The sequence below is a fragment of the Cyclobacterium sp. SOCE241 genome (assembly GCF_056867545.1).
In genome coordinates this window covers 2366761-2381521 of sequence record NZ_CP149779.1, presented here as the reverse complement: position 1 = coordinate 2381521, position 14761 = coordinate 2366761, and the positions used below count along the sequence as shown (strand labels likewise).

Annotated in this window: 12 protein-coding genes, 1 tRNA gene and 4 pseudogenes; 10 read left to right on the top strand and 7 right to left on the bottom strand. The window is 37.1% G+C overall.

Going from position 1 to position 14761, the window contains the following annotated elements; genetic code table 11:
- Nucleotides 1-204: 204 nt before the first annotated feature.
- The 3 genes and pseudogenes from WG932_RS11840 to WG932_RS11830 form a co-directional block, all read right to left on the bottom strand.
- Nucleotides 205-278: transfer RNA gene (locus WG932_RS11840), tRNA-Ala, on the bottom strand.
- A gap of 42 nt (nt 279-320) precedes the next feature.
- Nucleotides 321-940: pseudogene (gene recR, locus WG932_RS11835) on the bottom strand (recombination mediator RecR).
- Nucleotides 941-952: 12 nt separating this feature from the next.
- Nucleotides 953-1240: an ATP-dependent Clp protease adaptor ClpS gene (locus WG932_RS11830; protein ID WP_014018446.1), complete on the bottom strand. Its 288-nt coding sequence runs from the start codon at nt 1238-1240 to the stop codon at nt 953-955.
- Between the two features lie 53 nt (nt 1241-1293).
- Between WG932_RS11830 and WG932_RS11825 the strand changes: the two are divergent.
- Nucleotides 1294-2746 (top strand): annotated as a pseudogene (locus WG932_RS11825) (sodium:solute symporter).
- A 100-nt stretch (nt 2747-2846) separates the two neighbouring features.
- Here WG932_RS11825 and WG932_RS11820 read toward each other — a convergent pair.
- From WG932_RS11820 to WG932_RS11810, 3 genes are all read right to left on the bottom strand, one after another.
- On the bottom strand, nt 2847-3383 hold the full coding sequence (locus WG932_RS11820; RefSeq protein WP_483088058.1) for a sugar transferase: 537 nt from the start codon (nt 3381-3383) through the stop codon (nt 2847-2849).
- A gap of 471 nt (nt 3384-3854) precedes the next feature.
- Nucleotides 3855-4190 carry an MGMT family protein gene (locus tag WG932_RS11815; RefSeq protein ID WP_014018443.1) on the bottom strand — a complete coding sequence of 112 codons (336 nt, stop codon included), beginning with the start codon at nt 4188-4190 and terminating at the stop codon, nt 3855-3857.
- Entirely contained in the window at nt 4177-4968 is a 792-nt protein-coding gene (locus tag WG932_RS11810) for a mechanosensitive ion channel family protein (RefSeq protein WP_483088057.1), read from the bottom strand. Before WG932_RS11810 ends, WG932_RS11815 begins: the two co-directional genes overlap by 14 nt.
- Before the next feature lie 177 nt (nt 4969-5145).
- On the opposite strand from WG932_RS11810, the gene WG932_RS11805 reads away from it, so the two are divergent.
- From WG932_RS11805 to thrC, 5 genes and pseudogenes are all read left to right on the top strand, one after another.
- The gene (locus tag WG932_RS11805) at nt 5146-5826 is read left to right on the top strand and encodes an SDR family NAD(P)-dependent oxidoreductase (RefSeq protein ID WP_041934903.1); all 681 of its coding nucleotides are present in this window, start codon (nt 5146-5148) and stop codon (nt 5824-5826) included.
- 20 nt (nt 5827-5846) lie between these two features.
- Entirely contained in the window at nt 5847-6530 is a 684-nt protein-coding gene (locus WG932_RS11800; protein WP_014018440.1) for a head GIN domain-containing protein, read from the top strand.
- 566 nt (nt 6531-7096) lie between these two features.
- A complete protein-coding gene (gene thrA, locus WG932_RS11795) occupies nt 7097-9544 on the top strand; it encodes a bifunctional aspartate kinase/homoserine dehydrogenase I (protein WP_014018439.1) in 2448 nt (815 codons plus the stop codon).
- A gap of 1 nt (nt 9545) precedes the next feature.
- Nucleotides 9546-10489: pseudogene (locus WG932_RS11790) on the top strand (homoserine kinase).
- Nucleotides 10490-10514: 25 nt separating this feature from the next.
- Nucleotides 10515-11806, top strand: a pseudogene (gene thrC / locus WG932_RS11785) (threonine synthase).
- A gap of 7 nt (nt 11807-11813) precedes the next feature.
- Here thrC and WG932_RS11780 read toward each other — a convergent pair.
- Nucleotides 11814-12491, bottom strand: a complete 678-nt coding sequence (locus WG932_RS11780; RefSeq protein WP_483088056.1) for a carboxypeptidase-like regulatory domain-containing protein — start codon at nt 12489-12491, stop codon at nt 11814-11816.
- A 336-nt stretch (nt 12492-12827) separates the two neighbouring features.
- Between WG932_RS11780 and WG932_RS11775 the strand changes: the two genes are divergently transcribed.
- From WG932_RS11775 to WG932_RS11760, 4 genes are read left to right on the top strand one after another with little or no spacing between them, the layout of a single operon-like run.
- Entirely contained in the window at nt 12828-13262 is a 435-nt protein-coding gene (locus WG932_RS11775; protein ID WP_483088055.1) for a Kelch repeat-containing protein, read from the top strand.
- Nucleotides 13229-13792, top strand: a complete 564-nt coding sequence (locus WG932_RS11770; protein WP_483088630.1) for a Kelch repeat-containing protein — start codon at nt 13229-13231, stop codon at nt 13790-13792. The genes WG932_RS11775 and WG932_RS11770 overlap by 34 nt, the downstream gene beginning before the upstream one ends.
- A gap of 53 nt (nt 13793-13845) precedes the next feature.
- Complete coding sequence (locus WG932_RS11765) at nt 13846-14235, top strand: aminotransferase class IV (protein ID WP_483088054.1); 390 nt, start codon at nt 13846-13848, stop codon at nt 14233-14235.
- On the top strand, nt 14214-14756 hold the full coding sequence (locus WG932_RS11760; protein ID WP_483088629.1) for an aminotransferase class IV: 543 nt from the start codon (nt 14214-14216) through the stop codon (nt 14754-14756). Before WG932_RS11765 ends, WG932_RS11760 begins: the two co-directional genes overlap by 22 nt.
- Nucleotides 14757-14761: the final 5 nt, after the last annotated feature.

The window sequence follows — 14761 nt, the reverse complement described above, 5'->3', positions numbered from 1 at the left end:
GGGTTATTATGAATCACTCTTATTGGGTAGGCCAGTGATTAAATAATAATGAGTATCGTAACGCCAGTATATTTTAAAGAATAAAAAAAAATTGATGTTCAGCCAATTTATAATGATTTGGCAATATATAATTTATAACAATAAAAAGAATAAAAAAAATTCCAAAATAAAAAAAGGTTTCCAACTATAGCTGGAAACCAAAAGTGGAGGATAACGGATTCGAACCGATGACCTCTACACTGCCAGTGTAGCGCTCTAGCCAACTGAGCTAATCCCCCGAAATGGAGTGCAAATATAGATAGGTATTTTAAACCATCAAATTATTCTGTAGAATATTTTATGCGAGTCAGAATACTTCTCCCTAAGGTGATTTCATCCGTATACTCTAATTCGCTTCCAACAGGTATACCTCTGGCGATGGAAGAAACTTTAATGTTTTTATCTTTTAATTTTCTGGTGATGAAAAAAGAAGTAGTATCACCCTCCATGGTAGCCGGAAGGGCCAAAATAATCTCATCGACAGGAGTTTCATTGCTGGGAGAATCGATGCGTTTGATTAGTGATTCAATCTTCAGTTCATCAGGCCCAATTCCTTGGATAGGAGAGATAACCCCTCCCAAAACATGGTACAGCCCTGTATATTGGTTGGTATTTTCTATAGCCAATACATCTGGAAGGTCTTCCACCACACAGATTACACTTTTGTCCCTTTTATTCCCCTCGCATATGCTGCAAATGGTACTGTCTGAAATATTGTGACAGACTTCACAGTATTGAATGTTTTTACGAAGGTTTAATAATGAATCTGTAAGCGCTGTAGTTACAGGCTCCTTTTGTTTGAGCAAATGTAATGTAAGTCGTATGGCAGTTTTTTTCCAATGCCGGGAAGTCGACTTATCTCTGTTACAGCATCTTCAATTAATTTGGAAGGAAAGTTCAATTAACGTATGATTTAAACAATTGTCGCCTGTATGCCTGCTTCAAGAATAGATTCACACATTGGCTTAAGTTTACTTACACTTCCTTTTTTCACAGAACATTTGCCTTTATAATGAATGATCATTGTGCATTGCTCCGCCTGTTCTTGAGTATGCTTACAAACTTTAATTAAAACCTTGGATACATGATCAAAAGTGTTGACATCATCATTAAAAACCACCAAGTCATGTTCTTCCTTGTCTACAAGTTCTTCTACGAGTAATTCTTCTTCGGATTCAAATAAATGTTCTAAAGGTTTCATTTTGCAAAGTTAATAAATAATCCCAATTTTATTGCCCTTTAGCGGAAAGCATTATGGACTCAAATCTGGTATTAATTGTTATAACATTTTATTTTTTACTGTTGTTCCTTATTTCCTGGTTTACTTCAAGGGATTTAACCTCCGACACATTTTTTACCGGTGATAGAAAATCACCTTGGTTTTTAGTGGCTTTTGGAATGATAGGTGCATCGTTGTCAGGCGTTACTTTTATTTCAGTTCCCGGGGAAGTAGGTAATAGTAATTTCTATTATTTTCAATTGGTGTTAGGGTATACTGTAGGTTATGCAGTGATTGCCAAGCTGTTACTCCCTCTTTATTACAAGCTCAATTTAGTCTCGATATACGCATACTTGGAAGAGAGGTTTGGATTTTGGTCCTATAAGACTGGAGCTTTCTTTTTCATCTTATCTCGTACTTTGGGCTCTTCTATAAGAGTGTTCTTAGTGGCGGGCGTATTACAAATTATCTTATTTGATCAATGGGGTATTCCTTTCTGGGTTTCAGTGTTAATTACCGTTACACTCATTTGGTTGTATACCTTTAGAGGTGGGATAAAGACTGTGGTATGGACAGACACCTTGCAAACCTTCTTTATGCTTTTGGCTGTCTTGGTAAGTATTGTATTGGTGTCAAAGGAACTTAATATTACCGGAGTAGGTGATTTGATGGTAAAGGTATCGGAACAACCTTATTCAAAAATCTTTAATTGGGACTGGAAAAGTGGGACTAATTTTTTAAGCAGTTTTTTTCCGGGATGTTTATTGTCATAGTAATGACCGGTCTGGATCAGGATATGATGCAAAAAAATCTAACATGTAGAAACCTGAAGGATGCCCAAAAAAATATGTTTTGGTTTACCAATATTTTGGTTTTGGTAAACCTTATTTTTTGGCCCTAGGTGTACTATTGTACATGTATGCGGAAACCAACCAAATTGCCATCCCTGAACGAACAGATGATTTGTATCCCTTATTGGCTACATCTCATTTTTCTACTTTTGCTGGAATTGTTTTTGTTTTGGGGATAACTGCTGCAGCCTACAGCAGTGCCGACTCCACACTTACCGCTCTTACTACCTCCTTTTGCTATGATTTTCTTCAAATAGATAAAAATCCTGACAAAGAAAAAGCCTTGACCACCAGAAAAGCAGTGCATCTCGGATTTACTTTGTTAATGTTCTTTGTGATCTTATTATTTCGTTGGATTAACGATCAAAGTGTAATCAATGCGGTTTTCCTAATTGCAGGCTATACTTACGGACCCTTGTTGGGTCTTTATTCTTTCGGTTTATTTACCAGATACAAAGTGAAAGATCCTTGGGTGCCGTACTTGGCAGTAATAGCTCCATTGATTTCATTTTTTATTTCATCCCAGTCAGAAAAATGGTTTTGGGGGTATAAGTTTGGTTTTGAATTGTTGATATTAAACGGCTTGCTAATGTTTATCGGATTATGGTTAGTTAGATTAAGATCAACAGATCGATAGAATATACATAATTTACATGTTTCAAATAAGCTCTTTGTAAGGGGGAATGAGGGAGCTAGGTACAATATAAATAATCGCTTGGAAAGTGAATTTTGAAGGCTTAATAAACGTCATTCTTGCTTAAAAGCAATGAGAAGACAGTCCAGATAATGATTTTAATATCTAATATTGGCGACCAATTTTTGACATAAAAGATATCTAACTTACATCTGGAATAGATGTCATAAAAATCTTTCGTTTCTCCTCTAAACCCTTTGGCTTGTGCCAAGCCTGTAATGCCCGGTTTTACTGTATGACGAAACATGAAATTATCAATTTCTGCAGAAAATTTATAGTTCATCGGCATAGCATGAGGGCGAGGGCCCACGATAGACATTTCACCTTTGATTACATTAAAGAATTGCGGTAGTTCATCTAAGCTAGATTTTCTTAAAAATTTCCCGATCCAAGTAATTCTTGGGTCATCTTTAGTCGCTTGCTTGGTATCCGCCTGATCATTGACATACATTGTCCTGAATTTATAACAATAAAAGGGGACATTATCTTTCCCATGTCTCAATTGTTGAAAAAATACGGGTCCTGAAGAAGTTAGTTTAATTAATAATCCAATTAAGGGAAACAGCCAAGAAAAGATCAATACCGTTAATACAATACTTAATGTTACATCAAAGGTTCTTTTGAGTAATTGCTGAGATTCATTAAAAATTGCATCCGGGAAGTTTTTTACATATAGTCCCTTTGACTTATTTGTTTTCGGAATGTATTTTCTGCCCGAGGCAGGTGGTTTTTTTCGGTGATTGTAGTGGACATAAAATATTTTAAATTTCGCTATTCAAAAGCTGATGTTTCAATTAACCATTATCGTGCCATAATAGTTGCTTAAAATTTTTTGGTCTTTTGATAATTGTATTTCAAATCTAAAATAAAGGGTTTTAATCACCTAGTAAAGTGTTGAGTTTGTTGCTTTTATTTAGTTAAATTAATGCATAATTAATTTTCAGATAATAAAAAGACTGTTTTATTAAAAAAAGTGTATCTAAATTAGAGAATGATTGGAAAGTTAAGTTGAAGTCTTGTTCAGATTACTTAGGTGTTTATTGTCAGGCGATTATAATTCTAAGGCTAAAGCCGGGTCCCAAAATAAATTTTCAAAATTAATAATAGTATTATCTTCCACATAAATTCCCTCTTTTTCAAGGAGTTCTTGCATCAAATTTGGTGTGGAAAAATGATTTTTTCCGGTAAGCATTCCATTTCTGTTCACTACTCTATGGGCAGGTACATCTTTTAAACCATGAGCAGCATTCATCGCCCAGCCTACCATTCGTGCACTGCCTTTGCTACCAAGATAGGCAGCAATTGCACCATAGGTAGTAACTTTTCCCGAAGGGATAAGCCTTACAACCTGATAAACTTGAGCGAAAAAGTTGTCATTTGATTTCATCGCCGGATAACTTTATGATAGATTGGTTGATAATACGTCTAATTTTCCTTTCAGATTCCTTGGAAGGGTTACTTAGTTGGACTTGTAGTTTCATTTTTACAATATCCTTTAAAATGCTTATCGTCTTGAGAGAGAGACTTTCACTAAGTACTTCTTTGTTGTAGGGTTCGATGATTAATTTTAGTTTTTTCTCCATTTCATCCACATCCAAAGATGAATGGTTGGTGGTCTCAAAATCAAAGGTTAATTTCCTTATATTTTGCCTGCTGTAGTTCACTACATTGGCTGTGAGCATCAGACTATTAGGTATCATTACCAGATCATGATCTTCATTTAGCAATACCACATTTAATAAGGTGATGTCTTTGATTCGTCCTTGATGTTCTCCTACTCTAATATAGTCACCAAGGGTAATTTGATCAGAAAACATAATAATAAGCCCATTGAGCATATTAATGATGTAATCTCTGGATAGTAAAGCAATAGCAGCAGCAACGATGGTAATGCTCGAAAGGAATTCTTTGGGATCGATTTCAAAAAATATCATCAAGGCGATCAACAGAATAATCACATTTAACAAGTGAGCAATTCTATTAATTCCCAAAACAAAATTGTTATGAAGAGAGATGGTTTTGGTTTTTCTTAAATAAAACCTAACCAAAAATATTCTACCTAGAGAGACGAGAATATTACCAGCGAGAAGAAAAGTTAAAGCATCTGCTATATTGTAAAGCCTGGAATACAACAAGTTTTTGCTTGGTTCTATAGTTTCTTGCAAGACTAGAAAAGCAAAGTAAGCAAGGACCTTCAAAACAAATATTATCCGCTTTCTACGCTCATTGACCTCAATACGCTTTTTTCAGTTTCCATTATATTTTTAAAAATAAAGCTTACTTTTATGTTTTGTCCACTAGAAAGACAAAAATACCGCATAAAAACCAAACAATACAATCACATGAATAGAAATATAATCATCACCGGAAGTGCAGGCAATTTGGGAAGTGCTGTAGTAAGTAAATTTAAAAGAGAAGGTTTTAAAGTTATTGCCATTACCATTCCGGGGAGTGATCAGGAAGTAGAAGAGGCTGATGATGTCTACCAAGTTGATGTTACTGAAGAACAATCTGTTAAAGATTTTAGTAAGGAATACCAAATGCAGTATGGGAGTCTTGAATGCATGGCATTGTTGGTAGGAGGTTTTGCTATGGGTGGGATAGAACAAACATCCAGCAAAGACATGGAGGATATGATCCAATTGAATTTTTTTAGTGCATTCAATATGGTTAAACATTTTTTACCGTTAATGAGAAAGGCCAATAATGGAACATTTTTGTTTGTGGGGGCTAAACCTGCATTAAATGCCGGTGAAGGAAAAGATGTTTTGGCATATGCTTTGAGCAAAAGTATGGTAATGAATTTAGCAGACCTTATTGCCAATGAAACTGCAGATTCTAAAATCAGATCTCATGTTTTTGTTCCAAGTATAATTGATACGCCACAAAATAGAGCCTCCATGCCAGATTCGGATTTTTCAGATTGGGTAAAACCTTTTGAAATTGCTGAAGCCATGCATTACGCAGCCACCAATGCTGCATTAAGGAACATGACCTTTAAGTTGTATGGTGGTGTCATTTAATTACCTATAAAAATTGAATTATGAAAACGACTATTTTATCCCTTCTTATTGTGGTAATGGCTTTTATTGGAGCCAAAGCCCAAACCAATACTGAGACAAGAACGCTTAATGCTTTTGATCAACTAGATGTTAGTGATGCCATAGAGGTGGAACTTCAAAAAGGGGAAAAGCAAGAAATTACCATTACTGCTTCGGGAATTGGTCTTGACCAAATAGTTTCTTCAGTGGATAAGAGGAGATTGGAACTTGAAGTGGATGGGAGTAAACCCAAGTCCAGTGCTGTTAAGGTGGTAGTTACCTATGTTCAATTGAACGAGATCGAGGTGTCTTCCGGAGCCAAAGTTTTTGTAAAAGACCTGATAGAAAATAAGGACATTGACTTAACAGTTGCAAGTAATGGATACCTTGAAATCGAGGTGAAAGCTGAAAATTTAATGTTGGAAGCTGAAACCAATGCCAGAATGTTTGTCAAAGGAACTGCAGTTAATCTAGACTATAATGCCTTTACAAATGCAGAAATAGATGGAGAAGAGTTGGTTGTAGAGCATGCAGAAATTAGGACAAACACCAATGCGAGTGGTGTATTTGAAGTGACAGAATCGCTTAAAGGTACAGCAGCTACCAGAGGACGGGTTAATTATAAAGGAGAGCCGAAAATAATTGATGTCAAAGAAAGTATTGGAGGTGCCATTGAGAAATTATAAAATGTGGTATTGGCGTTGAAAAATAGCATGTTCATTTTCATGTTGTTTTTCAAGGCCTTTTATGAATGGAAAATTTCATTACCATTATTAAAATTCTATCTCAGCTTGGTTTTCGCCTTTCGTTCCATTCACAAAACCAAACTTTTTTGTTATTGGGTATGTAAACAGGCTTAATATGCTCTATTAAGGTTTTTTGGTGCTAAAAAGCTTTGTTAAAATCGGAATAATTCAATGATAATCGCTTTGAAGGAACTTGTTTGAGTGGTTATCAGTTTTTTAATCTTTATTGAATAAGGGATTTCTAATCTAAAAAACTTGTGATATATAAAATTTGTCCTTAGAATTGTCCCTTCAAACGATCAATCATGGTTTTCGCAGTAAACAAAATTCAAGAAATTTCATTCACCGAATCTTTTCGGTCAATCGACTGCAGTCTATTTTTTAGTGGCAATACCACCACAACTACAGGTATTACGGGGTAATCCCGTGCATTCCTACATATTGCCCCCGACAAAGGAGGCCTTTCACAGGCTTTTGTTAACCGTTTTAACTGATAAAGAATAGCAATGAAAATATTAAAATTTGGAGGTTCATCCATCGCCAATTTGGAAAGAATTAAGAATGTTCTTTCTATCGTAAAGAAAGCATCCGAAGATGATCAGATAGCAGTCGTGTTTTCGGCTTTTGGTGGTGTTACCGAAGACCTATTGAAGTGTGCTCATCTTGCCAAAGAAAATGACTTGGCATACCAAGCGCTTTTACTCTCCTTAGAAAAGCGCCATCTTCAACTTGTAAAGGATTTGATACCTGTAAGAAAGCAGTCTGCAGTATTGACCTTTGTAAAGGTCAGGTTCAATGAATTGGAAGATCTGTTTAATGGTATATTCTTGATTAAAGAGTTTTCTCCCAGAACCTCTGATTATGTCGTTAGTTTCGGTGAGCGAATTTCCACTTATGTTATGGCTGAGGCCTTACGTGAAAATAAAATCAGTACCCATTATTTAGATGCCAGAGAAGTTATCAGAACCAATGACCGCTTTGGAAATGCCAAGGTAAATTTCCCTACAACCAATCAATTGATCTATGATTATTACAGCAAAAACCCTGGAGTTCTTGTTGTAACCGGTTTTGTAGCTTCTACCGATAAGGGAGAAACTACTACCATAGGAAGAAGTGGATCCGATTATACTGCAGCAATTTTTGCAGCGGCCCTGAAAGCCGATAGTTTGGAGATTTGGACTGATGTGACTGGTGTAATGACTGCAGATCCAAGGTTGGTTTATTCTGCCATCACCATCCCTCAATTGAGCTACAATGAAGCAATGGAACTTTCTCATTTTGGTGCCAAGGTGGTTTTCCCGGCAACCATGCAACCCGCGATGAAGAGAAAGATCCCAATTTATATCAAAAATACTTTCCAGCCGGAGGAGGAAGGTACCCTTATTTGTGAAAAACCGGAAAATACCAAGTTAATAAAAGGGATTTCATCCTTAAATCATATCAGCCTATTAAATGTTCAAGGTTCAGGTTTAGTAGATGTGATTGGGGTAAGTAGTAGAGTTTTTGGAACATTGGCTAAAGCAGATATCAATGTTGTCTTAATTAGTCAAGCATCCTCAGAACATAGTATCTGTATTGCAATAAAAAGTGAAAATTCAGATCTTGCTCGTGAGGTTTTGGAGAATGAGTTTCATTATGAAATACTTGCCGGTGAGATGGACAAAGTTCAAATCATGCCCAACATGTCTGTAATTGCTGTGGTAGGTGAAAACATGAAACACCACCCGGGAGCAAGCGGGAGGCTTTTCCAAGCTCTGGGGAGAAACAATATTAACGTTTCGGCAGTGGCTCAGGGAAGTTCAGAACTAAATATCTCTGCAGTAATTAAACAGTCTGACCTGCAAAAAGGCCTAAACGCATTGCATGAGGCCTTTTTCCTTTCTGACAATAAAGTATTGCACGTTTTTCTGATTGGAGTTGGGCTTATCGGTAAGACCTTGATTTCAATGATTCAAAATCAATTGAATAAATTGCAAGAGGATTATATGCTGGATATCAAGATCCATGGACTTGCGAATTCTCGTTTTATGGCTTTTGATGAAGATGGCTTTGATCTTAGTTCCATTCCTGTCCCTTCTAGCGAAGACCTACCCATGGACCTTACTGTATTTTTGAATACAATGAACAGTATGAACTTTTCCAATTCTGTATTGGTAGATTGTACTGCAAGCCAAGATGTGGCAGATACCTACGAAAGGGTTCTTACTTCTAAGGTGGCTATTGTTACACCCAATAAAAAAGCCAATTCAAGTTCTTTGGAAAACTACAAATCTTTGAAGAAACTCTCAGGCCAAAGAAATATCAAGTTTCTTTATGAAACCAATGTAGCTGCAGGACTACCGGTTATCAGTACCCTACAAGATCTTATATTAAGTGGAGACAAAGTGCTCAAAATAGAAGGTGTGCTAAGTGGTTCAATGAATTATATCTTTAGCGAGTTGAGCAAAGGTACTCCCTTTAGTGAAGTGGTAACTCAAGCCAAGGAAAAAGGATTTACTGAACCGGATCCAAGAGATGACCTAAGCGGGATGGATGTAGCGAGAAAAATTCTAATATTAGGCAGAGAAGCGGAACAAGATTTACATTTTTCGGATGTAAGTATTCAGAGTATGGTTCCTGAGGACTGCCAAGATATTGAATCGGTAGAGGAATTTTTGGAAAAGTTAAAATCGCATGATCCCCACTTCAAGAGTTTGGTTGAGGAAGCCAAGGAAAAAGAAGAAACCCTTAGGTTTATGGCTGTTTTAGAGAATGGTAAGGCTGAAGTAGGATTAAAATCTGTTGACAAAAAGCATCCATTTTATTCTTTGGAAGGAAGTGACAATATGATTTTGTTTACAACAGAAAGGTACCACGAGTTTCCTATGATCATAAGAGGGCCTGGTGCAGGAGCAGATGTGACCGCGGCAGGCGTATTTGCAGATATTATTAGGTTAGGTAATTATTCAAGATAATATGGACAAGCAAAAAGTTACTGCATTTGCACCAGCTACTGTAGCCAATGTTTCTTGCGGATTTGATATTTTAGGTTTTGCAATTGAGGATTTAGGAGACAAGGTAAGTGTAGCCCTTTCCGATAAACCAGGGGTTCGGGTTGTTAAAATTGAAGGTGACAACGGGAAGTTACCTTATGAATCAGAAAAAAACACCTGTAGTGTTGCTGTTAAAGCAATGGTTGAAGACCTTGGTTTTGAAGGTGGTTTAGAAATAGAGTTGTACAAAGGATTGCCCTTAGGGAGTGGGATGGGGTCAAGTGCAGCAAGTGCTGTTGCTGCCTTGGTAGCTACCAATACGCTACTGGGAAATCCCTATGAAAAAAGGATTTATTGCCATTCGGTATTGAGTCTGAAAGGATTGCTTGTGGTGCAGGACATGCCGACAACATTTCACCTTCTTTATTGGGTGGTTTCGTTTTGATTCGTGAATACCAACCTTTAGATGTCATTCCATTACATGTTCCTAGAGGACTATATTGTACCTTGATTCACCCACATTTGGAATTGAATACCTCTGATTCAAGAAGTGTTTTAAGAAGAAATGTGACTTTGCAAGATGCAACAACCCAATCGGGTAATATTGCAGGTCTCGTGGCCGGGTTGTTTCAGGAAGACATGGCCTTAATTAGCCGTTCCCTGAATGATGTGATAGCAGAACCTTCCAGGTCTATTTTAATTCCTGGTTATGATGAAGTAAAGGTAGGAATTGTTCCTGCTGGGGCTTTGGGATGTGGTATTTCAGGTTCCGGACCTACACTATTTGTGTTGTCTCCTACGGAGGAAATTGCTTGGGAGGTAAGCCGGCTTTCCCAACAGGTGTTTGATAAATTACAACTGCCCATAGATCTATATGTTTCCGCTATCAATACTAGAGGAGCGTATATCGTTGAAGAAGAAATTTAATTCCTGACAAACCTGTCATTTACTAATGAAATATTATAGTACCAATAATCCGAATCATAAAGTAGATTTAAAAGAGGCTGTTATAAAAGGATTGGCTCCTGATCAAGGACTTTACATGCCTGAAAAAATTCCGGTTTTGAATTCGGATTTTTTTCAAACATACACAAGCTTTCTTTTAAGGAGATTGGCTATAAGGTCATTTCAGCATTGTTCTCCGAAGATTTATCCCAAGACCAAATCAAAGCCTTGGTTGACCATACATTGGATTTTGATGCTCCTGTGGTGCCGGTAGAGCAGGATGTGTTTACACTTGAACTCTTCCATGGACCAACATTGGCATTTAAGGATTTTGGGGCCAGGTTTTGTTCCAAATTAATGAGTATGCTTCGGGATAAAGGAGCCATAAAGGTGCTTGTAGCTACTTCCGGGGATACAGGAAGTGCGGTGGCCAATGGTTTTTTGGGTGTGGAGGGTGTTGAAGTTGTAATCCTTTATCCTTCTGGTAAAGTAAGTGAACTCCAAGAAAAGCAGTTTACTACCTTGGGTGAAAATATTCATGCAATTGAAATAGAAGGTGTTTTTGACGATTGCCAGAAAATGGTGAAGGAGGCTTTCTTGGATCCTGAATTGAACAGTAAACTTTTACTGACTTCTGCCAATTCAATTAATATAGCCAGGTGGATTCCTCAATGCCTGTATTATTTTTATGCTTATTCAAGATTGCCAAAAGAGAACAAAAAACTTGCTTTTTCTGTACCTAGTGGTAATTTTGGGAATTTAGCAGCGGGAATATTGGCGGAAAGAATGGGTTTGCCAATAGATATGTTTATTGCCGCAACCAATGTGAATAAAGTGGTTCCCGATTATTTAAGTGGACAGGCATTTGCTCCGAAACCTTCAATCCAAACCATTAGTAATAGTATGGATGTTGGGAACCCAAGTAATTTTTATAGGTTGTTGGCTTTGTTTGGCGGAGATGAAGAGAAATTAAAGGAAAAAGTTCAAGGCTGTTTCTACACTGATGAAAGCACAAAAGAAGCCATGGTAAATGTGAAAGCCCAAACAGGCTATACCATGGATCCACACGGAGCTGTAGCCTACCTTGGCCTTAAAGCTTTTATGGACAAGGACCCTGATACCTATCAAGGAGTCTTTCTGGAAACTGCACATCCGGGTAAATTTAGAAGTACCGTTGAAGATGCTCTGGGGGAAGCTTTGGTTTTGCCAGAAAGGTTAGCTGCATTTATGGAAGGTGAGAAAAAGGTTACTTTTATGGAAAATGATTACGAGCAGTTTAAAAAGTATTTACTCGGGTAATATTTGTCTACTCGAAGTATTTTTGAAATCCACCTTTTTCCCTTTGATAAGGGTATAAAGGGATAGCATAAGAATTTGGAAACCTGGTTTTTTTAGGAAGATCAGGTTTTTGTTTTAACAGACGAATCAATCCTTTAATACCTAATAAGGGGTTGGTTGAGAAAAGCACCATTGAACCCTTATTGTCTAAAGTGGATAAAAGTTTGTCATAACTGTTCATGTCATAATAATATGCCAAATGGTGTATGTTTTTCATGAATTGGAGGTTGCTTTTTAACCGCTGATTTTCCTTATAAAATGGGGTTTTTGCTGCTAAAACCTGTTGTTTAAAGGTTTGCTCATCCGGTAAAACACGTACAGTAACCGCTTCCAGTTCCGTAACAGCAGGCTTTAGAAAGATAGTGATGATACTGTCATCATTGTGATTGACTTCATAATTTGTATATGTATAAGCTATATGGGAGATATTAAGTAAGGTTTTATCATTTACCCAAATAGAGAACTTCCCCTCCTCATCACTTACTGCGTGGTTTTTGCTCCAATGTATATGAGCATTTCCAATTGGTTGTATGGAATTTGCATCTAGTAACCTGCCTTTAAGAAGGAATGGTTTTTCTGGATCTTTTTCTCCGAAGGCAGGAAATCCTGTAAAAAGTATTGAAATCAAATACAAGATGGGTTTCATTCTCATGTTTTTTAATGCAAGGCTTTCATGAAGATATGCAAGTGGGTTTATAAAAAATCTTTATTAACATCTGTTAACCTTAATTTTAACAAAATATAAGATTGTGTATAGATAGAAAATAGGGGTTAAAATTTAAATTATAAGGGTAGCCTTTTTAGTGGATGCCATCTTTATAATAAACGTAAAATGACCGATCTTAATGGCTACCCATACGGTCGGTCTAAAAATTCTGCCTTCTTTTATTTTCATGGAAGTACAAAGAGGCCGGTAAAATTCGTAATTTTAAGCATTGTACTTGTAAATGGATCATCTTTAGTCAAACCAGAAAAATCAATTATGGTAAAGTTAGTTTTTACATTCGCATTAGCTCTTATCGCTACATTTGGTCAAGCGCAAACTTGGGAAACATTAAAACCTGAAATTACTTGCACAAAGAGGCATGAATGTTCCGGTGCAGCAGTAAACGGTAAATTCTATTTAATGGGAGGTAGAGGAGATAAGCCTGTTGAGGTATTTGATCCGGCCAAAAATAACTGGACAAAACTTAATGGTGCTCCTTTTGAAATGCATCATTTTCAGGCGGTAAGTTACAAAGGGAAAATTTATGTAATTGGTGCCTTTACTGGAGGATATCCCCATGAGACCCCCGTTGAAAATGTCTATATTTATGATCCAGAGAAAGATTCTTGGACCAAGAGTCATGAGATCCCTGCAGAAAGAAGAAGGGGGCAGCCGGACTGGTCGTTTATAAGGATAAATTTTATCTCTTAGGTGGTGCGCAAGACGGACATTGGGCAGACAATAGAGATTATGTGGATGAATATGACCCTAAAACCGGAGCATGGAAAACCCTTCCTTCGATGCCTAGACTAAGGGATCACTTTCAGGCTGTAGTAGTAGATGATAAACTATATGCAGTAGGAGGAAGACGTTCTTTTGCCAAAGAAGGTCATGGGTTCGAACTTACATATCCTGAACTAGATGTATATGATTTTTCTACTGAAAAATGGTCTACGCTAGAAAATTACCCATTACCTACAGAACGAGCCGGAAGTACTACGATTCCTTATAAGGAAGGTTTTTTAGTAATTGGTGGAGAAAGTGATGCACAAGTACAAGCACATTCAGAGGTTGAGTATTTTCATCCTGAGAATGGATGGAAGTTATTGAATCATTTAAATAGGGGAAGACATGGTTTTCCGGCAGTATTGATTGACGAGAATTTATATTTAGCAGCTGGATGTGGCAATAGGGGAGGAAATCCTGAGTTGAATAGCATTGAAAAATTAGCTATTGATTAGGGAAGATTTAGATCGATTGTTTACCTTCAAGAATCACATTTATTTAACGACTTATGGTTAAAGGCACGCATCAAGCAATAGATGATGTTAGAAATGAGACTATCAAAATTTTTATCAATGGAGAGTTTCATGATCGAAGGGAGGCAAAGATATCAGTTTTTGACAGTGGATACCTAGTTGGAGATGGCGTTTGGGAAGCTTTTAGGGTACATCAAGGCAAGCTAATTTTTATTGATCAACACTTGGATAGACTTTGGCAATCCGCCAAGGTGATAGGAATTGATATTCCATTCTCCAAGGAAGAATTGATAAACAATGTTCATCGTACCCTTAAGATCAATGGTATGAAAAATGATGTGCATGTTCGAGCCATGCTTACCAGAGGAATTAAAAAACGCCTTCTCAGGATCCAAGACTTACTATTTCCGGGCCCAACCTTGTAATTATCGCAGAGTTCAAAGCGGCAGCAGAAGAAAGTAAGACTCAAGGTATAAGTCTTTTTACCAGTACCATTCGAAGGGGGGCGCCGGATTACTTAGATCCCAGATTGAATTGCCATAGCAAACTACATGAAGTACAAGCTTTGATTCAAGCAATAGAAGCAGGAGCTGATGAGGCTTTGATGTTGGATGTTAATGGTTTTGTTGCCACCTGCAATGCAACCAATTTTTTTATGGTAAAAGGGGGAGAAGTGTGGACATCTACAGGAGAATATTGTATGAATGGCATCACCCGAGGGAATGTGATTAAAGTTTGTTCCCGGAATGGGATAAGTTGTTTTCAAAAAAACTTCTCCTTGTTCGATGTTTATGGGGCAGACGAAGCCTTTGTTACAGGTACATTTGGAGGACTTACTCCTGTGGTTAAAATCGATGGTAAATCCATAGGTAATGGAGCCTGTGGACCTGTTACCACTAATTTGCGTAAACTCTATGAAGGGTTGGTTGCCGAACAATTAAAATAATCATT

What these genes read in the sequence shown, in the direction of transcription:
- WG932_RS11830 (WP_014018446.1), bottom strand. Translation starts at nt 1,240, where the DNA reads ATGAAACCTTTAGAACATTTATTTGAATCCGAAGAAGAATTACTCGTA.
- WG932_RS11815 (WP_014018443.1), bottom strand. Translation starts at nt 4,190, where the DNA reads ATGAAATCAAATGACAACTTTTTCGCTCAAGTTTATCAGGTTGTAAGG.
- WG932_RS11805 (WP_041934903.1), top strand. Translation starts at nt 5,146, where the DNA reads ATGAATAGAAATATAATCATCACCGGAAGTGCAGGCAATTTGGGAAGT.
- WG932_RS11800 (WP_014018440.1), top strand. Translation starts at nt 5,847, where the DNA reads ATGAAAACGACTATTTTATCCCTTCTTATTGTGGTAATGGCTTTTATT.
- thrA (WP_014018439.1), top strand. Translation starts at nt 7,097, where the DNA reads ATGAAAATATTAAAATTTGGAGGTTCATCCATCGCCAATTTGGAAAGA.
- WG932_RS11780 (WP_483088056.1), bottom strand. Translation starts at nt 12,491, where the DNA reads ATGAAACCCATCTTGTATTTGATTTCAATACTTTTTACAGGATTTCCT.
- WG932_RS11775 (WP_483088055.1), top strand. Translation starts at nt 12,828, where the DNA reads ATGGTAAAGTTAGTTTTTACATTCGCATTAGCTCTTATCGCTACATTT.
- WG932_RS11765 (WP_483088054.1), top strand. Translation starts at nt 13,846, where the DNA reads ATGGTTAAAGGCACGCATCAAGCAATAGATGATGTTAGAAATGAGACT.